The organism is Algoriphagus jejuensis, assembly GCF_039523455.1.
GTDB lineage: Bacteria > Bacteroidota > Bacteroidia > Cytophagales > Cyclobacteriaceae > Algoriphagus > Algoriphagus jejuensis.
The window spans coordinates 277563-296452 of the sequence record NZ_BAAAFI010000004.1; the positions used below are offsets into that span (position 1 = coordinate 277563).

Genomic DNA, 18890 nt, shown 5'->3' on the forward strand with positions numbered 1-18890 from the left:
TAACAAAAACAAAAACAAATTTTAATTAACTAAATTACAAACAAATGAAAACTACAATTAAAACAATCCTGACGCTGACATTGGTAATGGGCTTAGGAATCATGGCGAATGCGCAAAAAGCTGCAACAGCTCCAGCTTCTGCAACTGTCCTTACTGATTTAACAATCGAGCTTGACGGAACACAGGACGAAATTGCTTTTGGAGCACTGTCTGCAAATTCTATTACAGATGTGGTTTTGGATGCCAATGGAACTGCTAACGCAAACACCGGTACTGTGACAAATGTCGCTAAATTTAACTTAGCGGGTGCCAACAACGAAGTTACCGTGACTTATGACGCTACCGTGACACTTACAGAAACTGTCTCCGGAACAGCGACAATGGTAATGACTCCAGAAGTAGTGGGAGATGCTGAAGCTATAAACCAAGCAACAGCAGCTGCAGTAGCTAGTCTTTCTACTGTAACTCTAGTTTCAGGAGAGTATTTCCTTTGGGTAGGTGGCACTATCCCTGCGCTTACTAACCAAGCAACCGGTACTTATACAGGTACCTTCAATATCGACGTTGAATACAATTAATTCCATTAATGCCGGCAGGGTTTCCTGCCGGCTATTTTCAAAATCCTCATGAAGAAACTTCTATTAGTATTTCTGACAGTTGTCTCAGTGACAAAAACAGATTTGGTTTTTGCCCAAGTCTCCATAGCTCCGACCACGATATTTATAGATCAAAATGGGATAGGTTCTGTGTTCATTACCAATCCGGGAGACACACCACAGGAGATCAATGTGAATTTTGCCTTTGGATATCCGGGAAATGACGAGCTCGGAAATCTTGTAATGATGTATTCGGACAGTGTACGAGCCAATCAATTTGGAATTGATGCCCGGGCGAGGGCCTTCCCAAAGACATTTATTTTGGCCCCTCAGCAGCAACAGACGGTTCGTATTCAGGTGAGACCGGATCGCAGTTTGGAAGCAGGGACTTACTTCACTCGCGTGAAAGTCACATCCAATGCACAAACGGCAGATGTAGAAGAAACCGTGACTGAAGGCGTATCCACACAAGTGAATTTCAAATTTGACCAAGTCATCGCGGCATTTCAAAAAGTAGGTGAGGTAACAACCGGCCTTGAGTTTGAAGACATTCAGGTAACTCAGTCAGATGACCTGCTCCGCATCGTTCCTGCATTCAAGACAACTGGGAATTCTCCCTTCATCGGAAGTGTGACCACTACGCTAAAGAACGCTCAAAACGAAACAGTTGCCGAACAAGGTCAGACGGTTGCCCTCTATTTCTCAGGAAAAAGAGCAGTTGAAATAAAGCTTCCTGAAAACGTTCCAGCGGGTGACTACACGGTTACTTTGGTCTATGAAACGAAACGAGGCGACATCCCTTCCTCCGATTTGGTTCAATCTCCTACGATCACTAAAACTATCCCTGTCAAGTTAAACTAACCCTTGTTTAACTTCTGGGTATTGTTCACAATGAATCCCATTTGGTGAAAAGCCAATGAAATTTCCAAAGATTTTCTCAATCTATTTGGGTCTAATCTTCTTTGTATTATTCTCTGCTCCCTCGGCCTTTGCTCAAAAAGAACCGGATGGAGAAGTATTGCTTAATTTCAACTATCCGGCTGTGGGTAACGTCTACCTCAACGGTGTATTTTTTGGAGATGTGGCCTTTTTGCCGCTAGGTGAAATATTGAGTCTTCTTTATATACCAAACGAAAAAACTCCCTCAGGAAAAGGGCTTCAAGGCGAATTCCCTTCAAAAAATGACCGCTGGCTGATCGATCCGGTCAGCAATGAACTCACCATCAAAGGCAAGGCCGGCAAGCTGGATGCCGACAAGTACTACATCGGAGAATTAGACCTTTTCTTACATCCGGATTATTTTTACGAGCTGTTTGGGCTCACATTTACGATCAACACTTATGCACTGAGCGTAAGCATGAAATCAATCGATCCACTTCCGATAGAAGAGCGACAAAAGCGTGAATCTATCCGACAAAAACTGCAAAATCGCCAAAATCAAGGTGATTCGATTGCTCCGCTTCTGTATCCAAGAGATCGTAAGGGGTTCGCACTGGGGGTGTTTGACTACAACCTAAACTACATCAACACCAACTTCGGGAACAATCTCGCTATGTCCTTCAACGCCGGAATGGAACTGCTGGGTGGTGACCTTCAGGGTACCTATCAAGGCAATTTTTTCGATGGCAATCTCTTTAGCAATTTCGCAGGCTTAAGATGGAGATATGTACTTCCGGGAGCTCTTCAGCCCGAGAGAAACGTAGGCCTGGCAAGTATCGCCGTAGGCCAAGTCAGTACGACTAGTTTTACCAACGGTGCCAATCTGGTAGGCATTTCAATCACCAACAATCCCATCATCCCACGGATGGATCTGGATACTTTTGTAATCGACGGGACGACTGCTCCGGATTCGGAAGTCGAATTGCTGATCGGGGGTCAGCTGGTAGATTTCACCAGAGCCGACGAAGTAGGATACTACCGCTTCAATGCTCCGATTACGTATGGCACCGTGCGATTGAGCACACGAATCTATACGCCTACGGGAGAAGTCATCACCGAAGAGCGTCAGATTCAGGTCCCTTTTACCTTTCTTCCGAAAGGTTTTGTCGGGTATAATTTCCAATCAGGAATTCCTCAATTTAGCTCTGACAGTTTAGGTACAGGCTTGGTTACCCATGCAGACGTCGCGTATGGATTGACTAGTGCCGTTACAGTGAGAGCTGGTGCAGACAGAGGTGAACTTTTCGGAGAACAGGAATTTTACCCTGTGTTTGGGCTTTCCGCAAGGATTTTTCAACAATATCTGCTAAATATTGATGCCTTGCCCGATCGGTATTATCGTGCTACCGGCAGTGTATTTTACGCAACAAATACGAGCATAAATGCCCAGTACACCGAGTATAATCCAAATTCCGAACTCAACTTCAGAGGCCAAACGCGAGATGCAAATCTGAACACATTTTTCCCGCTTAAGATATTTGGGAAATTTGGTGGGTTCAGATTAACCGGAGAGCGAATCTGGTTCGATACAGGTCAAGGAGTCAATAACTATCAGGTTGATTTCAATACACAAATCAGTCGTGTCGTCCTGCGGGTAAACTATAGAGGAGGAAAACGAAGCATCCCGATCGCAGAAAACCCGACCCAAAACCAATTTGGATTAGCGACCGGTTCGCTTACCTACACCCTTCCTCGAACTCCCGGAATCCCAGTATATGTCCGAGGCATGTTTTTGAGGGGACAATACCGCTACTCCACACTTTTTGACGAATCTGAGTCCATGAGTTTCCTGCTTTCTCAGACGCTTTTTAAAACAGGACGACTGACGATAGGATACGACCGCGAGTTTATCCGGGATCTGTCACAGTTTCAAGTCGGCTTTCTGATTGATTTCAATTCGATTCGTTCATCCTCTCAATTCAGTCAACGAACCGGAGGCTATTCCGCCCAACAAGGCTTCAGCGGCTCGCTAGCCTATGATCCGGTCGGAATAAATGTCATTCCCAGCAACAGGGATCAAGTCACCCGTTCTGGAGCTACCGTGAGACTATTTGTAGACGCCAACGAGAACGGACTCTTTGACATGGGTGAAGAGATAGTTCCTGCAAAAGCTGTGCGTCTGGATCGGTCTGCAAATATACTCCTGGGTTCAGACGGACTACTTCGAATCACCCAGCTTCAAAGTTATTGGAAATACCGCTTGGACATCGACATAGCAGCGCTCCCCAACCCAAATCTCGCGCCGAAATTAAAGAGCTTTTCTTTCATTGCAGAGCCAAACCGGTTCAGAGCTATTGATATTCCGCTCTATCAGACAGGGATCATTGATGGAACAGTATTCTTTGAAAAACAGGGGATATCAGAGGGTCAAGGTGGTCTTCGCTTGCTTTTGGTTAAAGAGGGAGAAACCGAAGGAGAAATAATCCGAACTTTCTCAGATGGAAGCTATTACTCATATGGCTTACTTCCCGGAAAATACACGCTGGAAGTCGATCCGAAGCAATTGGAATTTATGCAGGCTAGTTCTCGTCCTGGCAGGTTGGAGTTTGAGATCAAAGCGCTTGCCGATGGCGATTATTTGGAAGGGATGAATATCGTTCTCATTCCTATTCCTGAGGATGCCCCGCAATAAACCGCTCCACCAGCTCCTCCCATTCCGCTTCCAGTGTTAATTTTGATCGCTCCTCCCCTGCCCTTCTATACCAATAATCCGCATTCCATTGGTCACCTTCCTTTCGATGGAGGTAGGCATGGATTCTTGCAGCGGATTTCCCGGGCAATTGATCCACCTGATCGTGTGCGGACTTCCAGTCGTCGTGGCCATCATACCACAACGCCAGCAGAATCGGAGAATCCCTCCATTGGTCGGATTCGGTGGATAAAAAATCAGAACTGGTTTTATTCATCGTTCGAATTGATTTTACCTTTTCAGGAATTTGTTAGAATACTTAATTAAAACATTAAACCTTTTACTTTCATTGCTTTAAATCAACAAATTACTTAGTTCTCAATCCAGACCGAGGTTCAGCTGTGTCAATTTTGATTTGTGAAAGATACAAACTCTGGGGTCAGGGTTCTAGAATTGATGTTTTTCAGCAGGATCTTCGAGGCTAAACATGAAAAAATTGCCAAAGGAACCAGGTTAGAGAATTATCACGGGTATCCGTAGTGTTTTTTACCGCTCTTGGTGCATTAAGTATAAATTCTATATTTGCCCAATTAAAAAACAGTAAACCTAAAAAGAATCCGAATAAACTATGGAACAAGTACTGATTTACCTGGTCCCTGTCTTGGGAGTGGTAGGCCTGGTAGTGATGGCAGTCAAATCTGCCTGGGTCAACAAGCAAGAGACCGGGGACAAAAACATGATGGAACTCTCCGGCTACATCGCTGACGGAGCCATGGCATTTTTAAGAGCAGAATGGAAGGTTCTAACCTATTTTGCAATAATTGCAGCCATTGTCTTGGCTTGGTCGGGCATGTTGGTAGAAACCTCCCATCCCACCATCGCAGTTTCATTTATCATCGGAGCGTTCCTCTCAGCGTTTGCTGGATACCTCGGAATGAAAATCGCCACCAAAGCAAACGTAAGAACAACTCAGGCAGCTCGTACCAGTCTGAAACATGCGCTTAAGGTTTCGTTTACCGGCGGATCCGTCATGGGGCTTGGGGTTGCTGGATTAGCTGTTTTAGGCCTTGGCGCCTTGTTTATCATATTGTATCAGGTGTTTGTAGTAAGTGTCGGAGCTGGTGTCAACGGTGTCGAGATGGAAAAAGCGCTGGAAGTATTGGCGGGTTTCTCTCTCGGAGCTGAGTCGATCGCACTTTTTGCACGTGTGGGCGGTGGTATTTACACGAAAGCAGCCGATGTGGGAGCCGATCTGGTAGGTAAAGTAGAAGCTGGAATCCCGGAAGACGATGTGCGAAACCCTGCAACCATCGCAGACAACGTGGGTGACAACGTCGGTGATGTGGCGGGAATGGGCGCAGATTTGTTCGGCTCCTATGTAGCCACAATACTGGCGACGATGGTCTTGGGCCGTGAGATCGTTTCTGTTGATGCGTTTGGCGGTATTGCTCCAATCTTGCTTCCAATGGTTTTGGCAGGCCTGGGAATTGTTTTTTCCATCTTGGGAATGGCCTTCGTCACCATCAAAGATGACAAAGGTGACGTGCAAAAAGCCTTGAACATGGGCAATTGGTCCTCTATCCTTTTTACAGGTATCGCTTCGTTCTTTGTAGTGCAATACATGCTTCCTGAGACCCTGTCGATCAGAGGATATGAATTTACAAACATGGACGTTTTCTACGCAATCGTCTTGGGTCTGGTCGTTGGTACCTTGATGTCGATCATCACCGAATACTATACCGCAATGGGCAAGCGCCCAGTGTTATCCATAATCAAGCAATCTGCTACCGGACATGCAACGAATATCATCGGCGGTCTGTCTGTGGGAATGGAATCTACCGTATTACCGATCTTGGTATTGGCAGGTGGTATCTACGGCGCATACGAATTTGCCGGACTATACGGAGTGGCGATAGCTGCGGCCGGTATGATGGCTACCACCGCTATGCAGTTGGCGATTGATGCCTTTGGCCCGATAGCTGACAATGCGGGCGGTATCGCCGAGATGAGCCAATTGCCTGAGGAAGTTCGCGGCAGAACAGACATCTTGGATGCTGTGGGTAACACTACAGCTGCAACTGGCAAAGGCTTTGCCATCGCTTCTGCAGCCTTGACTTCACTGGCCTTGTTTGCGGCGTTCGTTGGAATCGCAGGAATTGACGCCATTGATATCTACAAAGCGGATGTCCTCGCCGGACTGTTTGTAGGTGGAATGATTCCGTTCATCTTCTCATCGCTTTGTATCGCCGCAGTAGGCCGTGCAGCCATGGACATGGTGAATGAGGTAAGACGCCAGTTTAGAGAAATCCCCGGCATCATGGAGTACAAAGCCAAGCCTGAATACGAAAAGTGTGTGGAGATATCTACCAAAGCATCGATCCGAGAAATGATCGCACCGGGTGCAATCGCGCTGCTTTCCCCAATCATCGTTGGCTTTGCTTTTGGCCCGGAGGTATTGGGTGGTATGCTTGCAGGAGTGACAGTTTCAGGAGTGTTGATGGGCATCTTCCAATCAAACGCCGGTGGCGCATGGGATAATGCCAAGAAATCCTTCGAGAAAGGCGTAGAAATCAACGGAGAGATGTACTACAAAAAATCTGAGCCACACAAGGCGTCCGTGACTGGTGATACCGTAGGCGATCCGTTCAAGGATACCTCTGGTCCATCGATGAACATCTTGATCAAACTGATGTCAATTGTCGCTTTGGTGATTGCTCCCCACATCTCCGAAGGCCCTCATGGATCTCATGCCATGGCTGAAAAAGTAGAAGTAAAAAAAGAAATCAAATACGAGGATGGCAAAAAGATCGTAACTGAAACCAAAATCGTCACGAAGAAATAAGCTTCCCACTTCTATAGTTTTTAAAGCCGCCTACCAAATAGGCGGCTTTCTCTTTTCAACCGTTTGCCAAGTATGATCTTCCGTTGGTGTAAAAACCGAAACAAAATCTCGTTGACGATTAATAGAATGAGTAGCTTGAAATGCATCATTCATTGATTTCCTTGAATTAAACCGATGATTTCGCTATTTTAATAGCAGTCTAGATACAAACTTTAGGCTCGATCCCTTAACCTTTTTCCTGTTTTTGACTATGTCAGTCAACAGAGGTTGGATTCTTCCAAAGAGTTGAATTTGCTGCGGTTTGGGCTTAAATACTCGATAAAAGTTTCTTTTTATATCCATTTTATTAAACAATATCACTATGAAGAAAAGCTACATTCTAATGCTTTTACTGCTGATCACACTCATTGGGCATCCTGTGATAGCCCAACAACAGGTCAGTGGAAAAGTCAGTTCTGCGGAAGATGGACTTCCGCTTCCCGGAGTCAGTATTTTGATTCAGGGAACAAGCACCGGTACGGTCAGTGATGTGGACGGCAATTACGCAATCAGTGTCGCTAGTCCGGAGGCCGTTCTTGTTTTCTCCTTTATCGGATATCAGAACAAAAGCCTCACCGTCGGAAACAACACGATCCTAAACGTGTCATTGGCTGTAGAAACTTCGCAGCTTGATGAAGTAATTGTTACTGCTTTTGGTATTTCGCAGGAGAAAAAGTCATTGGGCTACGCTGCACAAAACATCGGAGCAGAAGAAATCATCAAATCCAAACAAGTAAACATAGTCAACTCTCTCCAGGGACAGGTAGCCGGTGTACAGGTGACCAACTCAGGCGGTGCGCCCGGTCAGTCCGCCAGAATCATCATTAGGGGAATCAACTCCCTTGATCCATCCGCCGACAATCAACCGCTGTTTGTAGTGGACGGAGTACCAGTGGACAACTCGACGGTAGAGTCCTCGGGAACTCCCCGCGGCATGTCCAACCGAATGGCGGACATCAACCCCAACGATGTAGAGTCCATGTCGATATTGAAGGGCGCAGCTGCTACGGCGTTGTACGGCGTGCGCGCTGCAAATGGCGCTGTGATCATCACTACGAAGAAAGGAAAAGCCGGTCAGATCCGAGTAGACTTCAACTCTTCTCTGGGATTTGACAAGCTGGCGAAGATGCCGGAATTGCAAGACCAATATGGGCAGGGCTTTTCTGGAGTAAGAGACGACAACAGCTTCTGGCCCGCCTGGGGTGCCAATATTCAGGAGGAAAACGATCCGAGCTATGTCTATCAGGACAACTGGAACAGAGCCTTTGATACCGGAATCCAGTTTGACAACAGTCTAAGTGTGTCAGGTGGAAATGAGAAAGCGACGTTCTATGGATCTTTTGGAAGACTCGATCAAGACGGCATCATCCCATTTTCTAACTGGGACAGAACTAGTGCAAAACTTTCCGGAACGATCACCGCAAGCGAGAAATTCAACTTTTCCGCATCGATGAACTACTCCAACTCAGGTGGAAACCGCGTGCCCCACGACCGCTTCTTAGAGCGGATGATGTATTGGTCTGAGACGGCTGATGTACGGGACTACATCAATCCAGACGGCACGATGAATTCGGTCGGCACAAACACCAACCCGATCTATGACGCAAGATTTTCCACTTACACCGACGATGTTAACAGACTGATCGGAAACATGAATTTCAACTACAGTCCGACAGATTGGTTGACCTTTTCCTACCGACTCGGCATGGACTCCTATTCTGATTCCCGTGAGGGCATCACTCCGGGCCCAATGGGGATTGACGGTGAAGTGCCGCTCAGTAGTACGGGCTCTATCGAAGAGACCAAAATCAACAGCAAAGATCTGACCTCTAACTTCTACATCACGCTTAAGAAACAATGGAACGAAAACTGGGATACGCAACTCAGATTGGGAAATGACATCTTCGAACGAAAGTATGATATGATCTCTGTCTCGGGATCTAACTTTGTGATCCCAGGATTTTATAACATCAACAACACGACCCAGGTATTTGGATCAATGAACAAAAGCACTCGCCGACTGGTAGGATTCTATGGAGATTTGATGGTTGACTATAAGAACTTCCTGTTTTTGAATGTCACAGGAAGAAACGACATCTCCTCTACGCTTCCAGAAAACAACAATTCATTCTTCTATCCTTCGGTCAATTTGGGGTATGTATTCAGCGAACATTTAAATCTGCCAAATTGGGTGACTTTCGGGAAAATCCGCGCTTCCGTAGCCGAGGTAGGAAAAGACACCAAGCCACACCTATTAGGTGCGACCTTTGTTTCACCAGACGGATACCCACTGGACGGGCAGGTAGGATTCTCTAGAAACTCAAGTTTCGGCGACCCCAACTTGAAGCCTGAGACGACAAATTCCATTGAATTCGGAACCCAATTGGCTTTTTTCAACAACCGACTTAATCTGGATGTGACCTATTATAAGTCCAACTCCAAAGACCAGATCATCCCGGTTCCGATCTCTGACGCTACAGGCTTTTCCTCCTACATCACCAACGCCGGAGAGATAGAGAACAGAGGCTTTGAATTTATTCTAGGCGGCACGGCGATCGACCAAGGTGATTTCCGATGGGATATCACCGCTAACCTCACTACCAATACAAATGAGATCAAGGCGATCCGAGAAGGAATCGAACAGATCGTAATCGGTTCTCAATTTGGCTATGCTGGAAGTACCGTGACTATGATCCTCAAAGAGGGGCAAGCCTACGGTAACATCTACGGCAGCAGCTACAATCGTCCCGGCGCAAATCCAGAGTCGGATGCACTGGATGCTAGCCTTCCTATTTTGATCGGGGCAAATGGATTCCCGGTACGCACCGGAAATCAGCTTGTATTGGGAAATGCTGTCCCGAAATTCTTCGGAGGGTTGAGAAATAACTTCTCCTACAAAGGGCTGGAGTTTTCATTTTTGGTTGATTTCCGCGCCGGACTAGAGCAATACAACCAGTTCGCCAACTTCATCTCTGCTTTTGGAAAAGGGACGGAATCCCTGGCACGAAACGACACGAGAGTGTTTCAGGGAGTTTTGGCAGACGGATCTCAAAACTCCAAAGAAGTTTGGCTGGGTCAGGGCGTAGGACCGGACGGAGTTAATTATGGGGCCGGGTATTGGAGAAATTATCATAGGACTACATCCGAAAATTTTGTTCAGGATGCTTCTTTCATCAAGCTCCGCAACGTAACCTTGGCTTATAACCTTCAGCCGTCAATATTGGAGCGAACTCCCTTCCGCACGGCGAGGCTTTCACTGGCTGCCAACAACATTATTCTTTCCACTCCTTGGGACGGTTTTGATCCAGAGTCCTTCTCAGCAGGTGCAGGAGGTAATGCAATCGGATTCACCGGCTTGGGATTCCCCGGCGTTCAAAGCTATTTCGTGACTTTAAATCTAGGCCTGTAAACCTTAAAACCGCAAAACGATGAAATTTAGAAATAAACTTAACGTATTGATTGGCGCATCAATGGTTCTCTTGGCCTCTGCCTGCGAATCGTTTTTGGATGTCAACGAAAACCCCAACAATCCCGAGGACGCTCCCGTGTCTGGACTGTTGACCAATAGCACCCTAGAAACCGCCCGAAACGTCTATCGGACGGGAAGTGCGACCAGCAACTACGTGCAGTATTTGGCTTCGCCCAATCCTGCCAGTTCATCGGACACGATGGACCCGGTGGACTTCAGCAGTACTTGGTTTAACCTATACAATGTGATGACTGATTTAACTGTGATCATGGAAAAATCCACGGAGTCGGGCGCAAATCATTATTTGGGCGTTGCGCAGATCTTGATGGCACTGAACCTAGGCATGACGGTTGACTTTTTCGGAGATGTGCCCTTTTCACAAGGATTCACCTTCGAAACTGTGACTCCGGGCTATGACGACGACCAACAGCTCTATGGACAGGTTTTGAGTCTATTGGATCAAGGAATAGCCAACCTTAAGCTGGAAACAACCATAACTATCGGTGACGACGACTTCATCTACCAAGGTGATATCACCAAATGGGAAAAGTTTGCCTACTCGCTCAAAGCCCGCTACCTAATCCATACCCAGTCCTACGCCGAAGCTTTGGCAGCGCTGAACAATGGATTCAAATCTAATAGCGATGATGCCAAGGTGATATTCTTTGAGCAGGCCTTTAACCCTTGGGCACAAGTAGCGATCAACAATGCCAATTTGCTTTTGGGCGGTTGGATTTCCGAGCAGTTTATACAAGCAATGGACGGAACTTCATATCCTACTTTTGATCCAAGACTTCCTCTCATGGTGGGAACAACCAATGCGGGTGAGTTCGTAGGCACGGTCAACGGTGCTGGCCGAGGTAACGCTCCTGAATCTGGTGCCAGATCTACCCTGATCCCCGGCCAATACTACACGAGCACCACTTCGCCAATCCTGATCTCTACCCATGCCGAACTGAAATTTATCGAGGCTGAAGCTGCATTGCCGACCGATAGAAGCCGCGCATATGCCGCTTATCTCGCCGGAATCGAAGCACACATGGACATGCTTTCCTACGAAGATGACGATGATCAAGACGCCTACGAGGCAGCAAAAGCAGCCTACCTGGCAGACCCTTCTGTAGCGGTGGGAGCCGGAGCCTTGTCGATTGATCTGATCATGAAGGAGAAATATGTAGCGATGTTCCTCCATCCCGAAACATGGAACGACGCACGTCGCTATGATTATGGCTACAAGGACATGACCGTTCCGGTCAATCTCAACCCGGATCTCAATGGCGAATACATCCGGAGAATGGCTTACCCCGACAGTGAAGTCAGTCGAAACGGCGACAACGTACCTCAAGTCACCCTGCTGGACAGAATCTGGTGGGATCAGTAAAGATTCACTCCTCTTATCAAGTCTCCTGCTTTTTTGCGGGAGACTTTTTTTATTTTCCAAGATGAAAAGAATTCTATTCGCAGTTCTGGTCGTACTGAGCTCCTGCACCGTACAAAAAGTCAACAAGTCGCTGACCAAATCGGACGTTTTTGCCAAAGGACATCTGGGCTTTATGCTGCTCGATCCGGAGAAAGACAAGGCGCTGGTAGAGATCAACTCGGACAAGTATTTCATTCCAGCTTCGAACACGAAGATTTTTACGTTCTATACAGCCTACTCCATCCTCGGAGACAGCCTGGTCAATGGACTGAATTATTTGGAAAAAGGCGATTCCTTGATCTTCTGGGGCACGGGTGATCCGAGTTTGCTGCATCCGGATTTGAAGAATGATAAAGCAATCGAATTCCTCAAAGCCTCGGACAAAAAGCTTTACCTGCTGAATAATTTCGATCAAGTGGATGCCTTCGGGCCAGGTTGGTCCTGGAACTGGTACCCCTACTACTACGCAGCCGAGCGATCCGCCTTGCCAGTTTATGGAGATATCGTACGGTTTGGGAAGAAAAAAGAAGAGGCGGATTTCACGGTCTATCCGGATCGTTTCAAATCAGCTATGGAAAAGTCGGAGGCGGAAAGCGCCAGAGCCTATTCTTTCACCCGCAGCCATCTGGAAAACCGCTTCCCCTACCAATTCAAGACCGAAGCCAAGGCGGAAGAATTCGAGTCAGACATCCCCTTCATCACTTCTCCCGAGTTGACGAAAACGATGCTGGAAGAAGCTACGGAGAAGTCGATCAACTTGATTTCCAACCCAAGCTATTTCGACCAGGAGCCGCAAAAACTCCCAACTGCTCCAGCCGACAGCATCTACTCACAGATGATGAAGATCAGCGACAACTTCCTCGCCGAGCAGCTGATGTTTCTGGTTTCCGACCAACTGACCAACAAACTTGATATCGCCGAAGCAATTGCCTACGCCAAGGAAAATCTCCTCAGCGACCTGCCCGACGAACCGCAATGGGTAGACGGTTCGGGACTTTCTGCACACAACATGTTTACTCCAAGATCGATCGTAGCGCTTCTGGGAAAAATCCGAGAGGAAGTGCCTCTGGAAAAGATCAAGGCCTATTTTCCCGCAGGTGGCGAATCCGGCACGATCAAAGCTTGGTACAAAGCCGATGCGGGTCAGCCAGCCTACATCTACGCCAAGACCGGCACGCTCAGCATGGCTAATTCCCTCAGCGGATACCTCCTTACCAAAAGCGGCAAAATCCTCCATTTCTCGTGCATGATGAACAACTACACCATCCCCTCCAGTGAGTTGAAGACGGAGCTGCAAAAGGTATTGTACTATATCCATGACAAGTATTGACATGAATCCGCAACCAAACAAATCCGACTATCAATCCCTCAAAAACGAGATTGGCGCACTCCTAGAGGCGGGCAGGGAGCAGGCTGGTCGGGCTATCAATACGATCTTGGTACAAACCTACTGGCAAATCGGCCGGCACATCGTCGAGTTCGAACAAGGCGGAGAGGCGAAGGCAGAATATGGATCAAACCTGTTGGATAGGCTATCCAAAGACTTGAGTTTGGAGTTTGGAAAGGGATTCGGGAGATCCAATTTGTTTTATATGAGAAAATTATACGTCTCATCTCAAAATAGTGGGACACTGTCCCACAAATTGGCATGGAGCCATTATTACGAGATTTTGAAGTCAGACGAACCCCTAGAAATCGGTTTCTACGCAAAGCAGTGTGAAAAGGAAAATTGGTCTGTACGCGAACTCAAACGCCAAATGAAAAGCATGCTTTTCCACCGCTTGGCTCTGAGCAAGGACAAAGAGAGTATTCTTCAGCTATCGCAAAAAGGAAGCGAATTACAGGAGCCCAAGGATCTAATCAAAGACCCCTACATCTTCGAATTTCTCGGACTAAAAAGCGTGACAAACTATACCGAAAATGAGCTGGAGACCAATCTGATCCAAAACCTCCTGGACTTTCTGCTCGAACTCGGCAAAGGTTTCGCCTTCATAGGCCAACAATATCGAATCAGTCTCGCCAACCGGCATTTTTACGTAGACTTGGTCTTCTATCACCGCATCCTAAAGTGCTTTGTGCTTATTGATCTCAAGCGCGGCGAAATCGACCACCAGGATATTGGGCAAATGAATCTCTACCTCAATTATTTCCGAAAAGAGGAAAATACTGAAGGCGACAACCCTCCCATCGGGATAGTCCTCGGTGCCTATAAAGACCAAATCTTGGTCGAATACGCAACCGAAAACATCAGCAACCAACTTTTTGTAAGCAAGTACCAACTTTACCTTCCAGAAAAAAAAGAACTCGCCCACGAACTCGAAAAACTTCTTTCTAAAGAATAAGCCATGAAAACCCGCCTCCTTTTTCCACTCCTTCTCTTACTATTTTCCTACTCGGCTTTTCCTCAGTCCTTCACCATGGAGCAGGTGGGAAAATTCAGCTTTCCCTCTGAGTTGACGTCATCGCCGGTTGGCGAAAAGATTGCTTGGGCAATGAATGAACAGGGGAAAAGAAACGTCTATTTCGCTGAAGGGCCGGATTTCAGTCCTGTAAAACTGACTCAATTCAATGAAGACGACGGGCAGGAGATCAGCAGCCTGAGATTTTCAGCTGACGGACACTGGCTGCTCTTCGTTCGGGGAGGAGATCACGGAGGCGGAAATGCCTCCTCCACGGTGAATGCGCTGAATATGCCGACTTTACCGAAGGTGGAAATCTGGAAAATCAATCTTTCAACCCAAAAGGCAGAAGCCGTCGTCGAAGGAGACGACTTCTTTATTGGCCCTCAAAATCAGCTGCTCTTTCTTAAAAGTGGACAAGTCTGGAAAGCGGACTTGATGGACAGCGAAAAGCCAGCCCAGCTTTTCCAGGTAAAAGGCTATGTCAACGCGCTGGAGTTTTCTCCTGACGGGAAAAAACTGGCTTTCACGGTTAGCCGTGGCGGGCATCAGCTGCTCGGAATCTACGAAAACCAAGAAACTCCCATCCATTGGATCGCGCCGTCTTTTCACCGCTACTCTCAGCCCAAATGGTCGCCTGACGGCAGCCAAATCGCCTTTATCAAAACCTTGGGCGGAAGCGGCGCGGCATTTCCCTTGTTGGAACCCAGACATGTACCCTGGGAGATCTGGGTTGCGGATGTCAAAGCGGGTGAAGGAAAAATGCTCTGGAAAGCTCCCGAAACACTTCGAGGCTCCTATCGCTATGGGTTTTTCGCATTTCCCAATGCCAAAGAACTCGTCTTCGAATCCTACCACGAAGGTTGGCAGCATCTCTTTGCCTTGGATCTGGCAAGTAAAAACATCCAACCTCTTACCCCCGGCGAATACATGGTCGAGCAGATCAAGCTCAATGCCGCTGGCGATGTGCTGGTCTTCTCCGCCAACACCGGCTCCGCAAAGGAAGACCTCGACCGAAGGCACGTTGGTTCGCTCGACTTGAAATCCAAAAAACTGACTTGGGAGACCTCCGGCGAAGGAATTGAAGCCTATCCCGTCAAAGCCGGCGAAAAGCTCGCCTTTCTCTCAGCGACTCCGCAGCGCTCCCATTTAGTCACCATCAAATCTGGCAATGAAACCAAACTCCTTCAGGAATCCTCGATTCCCGACGATTTTCCACAAAGCCAGCTCGTCAAACCAAAACAGATAAGTTTCAAAGCTCCCGATGGCACGACCGTCTACGGGCAGCTTTTTGAAAAAGAAGGTGGCGCGGCCAAAAAACCCGGTGTAGTCTTCATCCACGGCGGGCCGCAGCGGCAGATGCTCCTCGGCTGGAGCTACATGGACTATTATTCCAATACCTATGCCTATAACCAATATTTAGCCGAACTGGGCTTTGTCGTGCTTTCGGTGAATTATCGCCTGGGTATCGGCTATGGCTACGAGTTTCACCGGCCCGCCTACGGCTACTATCAGGGTGCGGTAGAGTACCAAGACATCAAGGCTGGAGGTGAATTTCTCGCTGCTTTGACACAAGTAGATGCGGACAAAATCGGCGTCTATGGCGGTAGCTACGGGGGATACCTGACCGCCTTGGCTCTGGCGAGAGACTCGGATCTCTTCAAGGTCGGCGTGGACATCCACGGTGTGCATGATCTGGATGGACGATATGACTTACCGGAAGGCTATGAGGTGGCACCAGACTACGAAAAAGCGAAAGAAGTCGCCTGGAAATCCTCGCCGATTGCGGATCTGGCGACTTGGAAAAGCCCGGTACTCTTCATCCACTCCGACGACGACCGCAATGTGGAAGTCAGCCAAACGACTGACTTGATCCGAAGATTTGAGGAACTGGAAAAACCCTACGAGGCGGTTCTGATTCCGGGAGATACGCACCACTGGATGAAATGGGAAAACATGGTCCGGGTTGGAAATCTGACGGCGGATTTTCTGAAAAAACATTTGATGGAGAAAAAAGACGGGAGACCGTAGACAGAAGAAACAAGCTGCCTGAAATTCGTTTTTAACTACTTCGACATTTCCCAAATAGCGGTCGGACTCTATTTCCCTATTTTCACGAGACTATCGTCCGGGATGCTTCGGTCTTCCGTCATCGGTCTTCCAGCCCGTAGTCGCAAAGAATCCACAAAGCAATACGCCTGTCAGATAAAATTTTCGAACCCCAATTTCAACATCCAAATGCTTTCCTCCATCCACCATATTGCCATCATTTGCTCAAATTATGAGCGCAGCAAACGGTTCTACACCGAGATCTTGGGATTGAAAATCATCCGTGAGGTCTATCGCGAGCAGAGGCGTTCCTATAAGCTTGATTTGGAGCTAAACGGACACTATGTGATCGAGTTGTTTTCTTTTCCCGATCCTCCTAAAAGAACTTCCAGACCAGAAGCCTGTGGGCTAAGGCATTTGGCTTTTGGGGTAAATAACATTGAAAAAGCTTTAGAAGATTTGAGTAAATTGGGAATTCAGGCAGAGCCGATTCGGGTGGATGAGCATACGGGAAGGGCGTTTACCTTCTTTGCCGACCCGGACAATCTGCCAATCGAACTTTATCAGGAATAATCATGGCTGAAGCAAAAACTAAACCCACCGAGATGTCGGTTGACGATTTCATCAATACCGTTGAAAGTCCCAAGAAACGCGAAGATGCTTTCGCTTTGAAAAAAATGATGGAGGAAATCACCGGCGAACCTGCAGTGATGTGGGGACCTTCGATCATCGGATTTGGCACCTATCACTACAAGTATGCGACCGGCCACGAAGGAGATGCACCGATTGTCGGCTTTTCTCCCCGAAAAGCCGCGATCTCCCTCTACCTTCTCAGTTGCGAGCAACAAAAGTTTGAGCCGCTCTTGGAGCAGCTGGGCAAGCACAAGCGCGCCGTCGCCTGCATATACGCCAAGAGGCTTTCCGACTTGAATGAGGACATTCTCCGCGAGCTTATCGCCAAGTCTTATGAAGTCACCAAAGCCCAATATACTTCCAAATGAACTATCACATCCTCAACGGAGATGCGCTTTTAACGATGTTTCCAGAACAGATACCTGGAGAAAGAATTTCATTTCGAGAGTGTCTGATCGACGGACCGGTGCTTCCCAAGGAGGGTCAGGAGCTCTGGCAGCTTCGGGAAGCATTTATTCAAAAACACTATCTGGAAGACTTCCAAAAAGACTACAAGACCTATTCCTATGAAGAAATCCTGAAGATCAAGTCCATCCCTCCAGACGCTCAAATCTACTGTTGGTTTGAGGAGGACTTGTTTTGCCAGGTCAACCTTTGGTTTATTTTCAACTACCTGAAAACACACCCAGCCGAGGTGAGTCTGGTGCTTCCCTACCCAGATTCTCCCTATCATTTTTCGACTTTGGGAGAAAAAGAACTTATCGAAACCTACGAAAAGAAGTCCAAGAAACTAAGCCAAAGGGAGCGCGCGGTCTTGGGTGATCTGTGGATTCACTACCAGAACAACAATGTCTTTGAAGCACTGAAAATCGCCAATCTTTTTACTGAAAGATTTCCGTTCCTGAAACCCGCGGTCGAGTCTTGGAGGGACATGATGCCCATGGGGGATTATCCCGGAAAGCCCAAGGCAAGCCTTCTACAGATCCATAAAGAAACCGGAGCTACCGAGTTTGGGACTATTTACAGCCTTTTCCAACAAAAAGTCCCCGAATATGGATTGGGAGATTTGCAGGTAAGAAGAATGTGTGAGGAGTTGGGGATTCTGTAAGCGGCATCCAAAATCCACCATTTCTGAAAAGAAAAACTTAAAAATTTGTTCACTGAGGTGGCGGTGTGTTATTAACCTAGAGCAAACCATTCGCCTCAGAAACCAAAAAAAGGCTGTTTCTAAGATCTAAATCTTTTGAATCAGCCTTTCTGAGATTTCAAATGAAATCTTATTTATACCTGTATTGGTAAATACTCACCATTTTATTTCTACACGTTGGTACGGAAGTTTTTGTCGTAGAGTTCAACGCTTTCTTTGATGATTCGCATCGCATCTTCCTTGCCTAGGAAATCCTCTACCTTTACCTCTTTGTTTTCAAGTTTTTTGTAGTCTTCAAAGAATCGATGAACCTCCTTCATCAAATGCGGAGGAAGTTCATCTATATCATTGATGTAATTTACAGACTGATCTCCGGCTGCCACTGCGATGATTTTATCATCTGCCTCCCCACCATCTACCATACGCATCACACCGATGACCTTGGCGGGCACAAGGGTCATGGACGGAATGTCGATTTGGGAAATGATCAGAATGTCCAATGGATCATGATCTTCGCAAAAAGTCTGCGGTATAAAACCATAGTTTGCCGGATAGTGAACTGCAGAAAACAAAACCCGGTCAAGCATCAACATGCCGGTTTTTTTGTCCAATTCATATTTTCCTTTACTTCCTTTTGGAATTTCTATCACGCCCATTACATACTCAGGAGCACCTTTTCCAATGTTGACGTCATGCCAAGGGTTAATCATAATTTTCTGTTTGTTGAT

Annotated in this window: 14 protein-coding genes; 12 read left to right on the forward strand and 2 right to left on the reverse strand. The window is 47.1% G+C overall.

Features of this window, described 5'->3' with window-relative positions:
- Positions 1-44: 44 nt before the first annotated feature.
- From ABD031_RS06520 to ABD031_RS06530, 3 genes are read left to right on the forward strand one after another with little or no spacing between them, the layout of a single operon-like run.
- A complete protein-coding gene (locus ABD031_RS06520) occupies positions 45-578 on the forward strand; it encodes a DUF4402 domain-containing protein (RefSeq protein WP_343849599.1) in 534 nt (177 codons plus the stop codon).
- 48 nt (positions 579-626) lie between these two features.
- Positions 627-1457 carry a COG1470 family protein gene (locus tag ABD031_RS06525; RefSeq protein ID WP_343849601.1) on the forward strand — a complete coding sequence of 277 codons (831 nt, stop codon included), beginning with the start codon at positions 627-629 and terminating at the stop codon, positions 1455-1457.
- A 55-nt stretch (positions 1458-1512) separates the two neighbouring features.
- Entirely contained in the window at positions 1513-4167 is a 2655-nt protein-coding gene (locus tag ABD031_RS06530; protein ID WP_343849602.1) for a hypothetical protein, read from the forward strand.
- Here ABD031_RS06530 and ABD031_RS06535 read toward each other — a convergent pair.
- Positions 4142-4441, reverse strand: coding sequence for a hypothetical protein (locus ABD031_RS06535; protein ID WP_343849603.1), 300 nt, complete (start codon positions 4439-4441; stop codon positions 4142-4144). The two genes, ABD031_RS06530 and ABD031_RS06535, sit on opposite strands and share 26 nt — an antisense overlap.
- A 351-nt stretch (positions 4442-4792) precedes the next feature.
- On the opposite strand from ABD031_RS06535, the gene ABD031_RS06540 reads away from it, so the two are divergent.
- The 9 genes from ABD031_RS06540 to ABD031_RS06580 all read left to right on the forward strand — a co-directional run bounded on the left by ABD031_RS06540 (position 4793) and on the right by ABD031_RS06580 (position 18123).
- Positions 4793-7006, forward strand: coding sequence for a sodium-translocating pyrophosphatase (locus ABD031_RS06540; protein WP_343849605.1), 2214 nt, complete (start codon positions 4793-4795; stop codon positions 7004-7006).
- 361 nt (positions 7007-7367) lie between these two features.
- Complete coding sequence (locus ABD031_RS06545) at positions 7368-10454, forward strand: SusC/RagA family TonB-linked outer membrane protein (protein WP_343849606.1); 3087 nt, start codon at positions 7368-7370, stop codon at positions 10452-10454.
- A gap of 19 nt (positions 10455-10473) precedes the next feature.
- Positions 10474-11895 carry a SusD/RagB family nutrient-binding outer membrane lipoprotein gene (locus ABD031_RS06550; protein ID WP_343849608.1) on the forward strand — a complete coding sequence of 474 codons (1422 nt, stop codon included), beginning with the start codon at positions 10474-10476 and terminating at the stop codon, positions 11893-11895.
- Between the two features lie 61 nt (positions 11896-11956).
- Positions 11957-13264 (forward strand): D-alanyl-D-alanine carboxypeptidase, encoded by a 1308-nt coding sequence (locus ABD031_RS06555; protein WP_343849609.1) that lies wholly within the window; start codon positions 11957-11959, stop codon positions 13262-13264.
- Positions 13251-14276 carry a PDDEXK nuclease domain-containing protein gene (locus ABD031_RS06560; protein ID WP_343849611.1) on the forward strand — a complete coding sequence of 342 codons (1026 nt, stop codon included), beginning with the start codon at positions 13251-13253 and terminating at the stop codon, positions 14274-14276. The genes ABD031_RS06555 and ABD031_RS06560 overlap by 14 nt, the downstream gene beginning before the upstream one ends.
- Before the next feature lie 3 nt (positions 14277-14279).
- Positions 14280-16364, forward strand: a complete 2085-nt coding sequence (locus ABD031_RS06565) for a S9 family peptidase (RefSeq protein ID WP_343849612.1) — start codon at positions 14280-14282, stop codon at positions 16362-16364.
- Positions 16365-16571: 207 nt separating this feature from the next.
- Positions 16572-16955, forward strand: coding sequence for an SMU1112c/YaeR family gloxylase I-like metalloprotein (gene gloA2 / locus ABD031_RS06570; protein ID WP_343849613.1), 384 nt, complete (start codon positions 16572-16574; stop codon positions 16953-16955).
- A 2-nt stretch (positions 16956-16957) separates the two neighbouring features.
- On the forward strand, positions 16958-17383 hold the full coding sequence (locus tag ABD031_RS06575; protein WP_343849615.1) for a DUF1801 domain-containing protein: 426 nt from the start codon (positions 16958-16960) through the stop codon (positions 17381-17383).
- Complete coding sequence (locus tag ABD031_RS06580) at positions 17380-18123, forward strand: DUF1835 domain-containing protein (protein ID WP_343849616.1); 744 nt, start codon at positions 17380-17382, stop codon at positions 18121-18123. The genes ABD031_RS06575 and ABD031_RS06580 overlap by 4 nt, the downstream gene beginning before the upstream one ends.
- 209 nt (positions 18124-18332) lie before the next feature.
- On the opposite strand, the gene ABD031_RS06585 is transcribed toward ABD031_RS06580, so the two are convergent.
- A complete protein-coding gene (locus tag ABD031_RS06585; protein ID WP_343849617.1) occupies positions 18333-18872 on the reverse strand; it encodes an inorganic diphosphatase in 540 nt (179 codons plus the stop codon).
- Positions 18873-18890 lie beyond the last annotated feature (18 nt).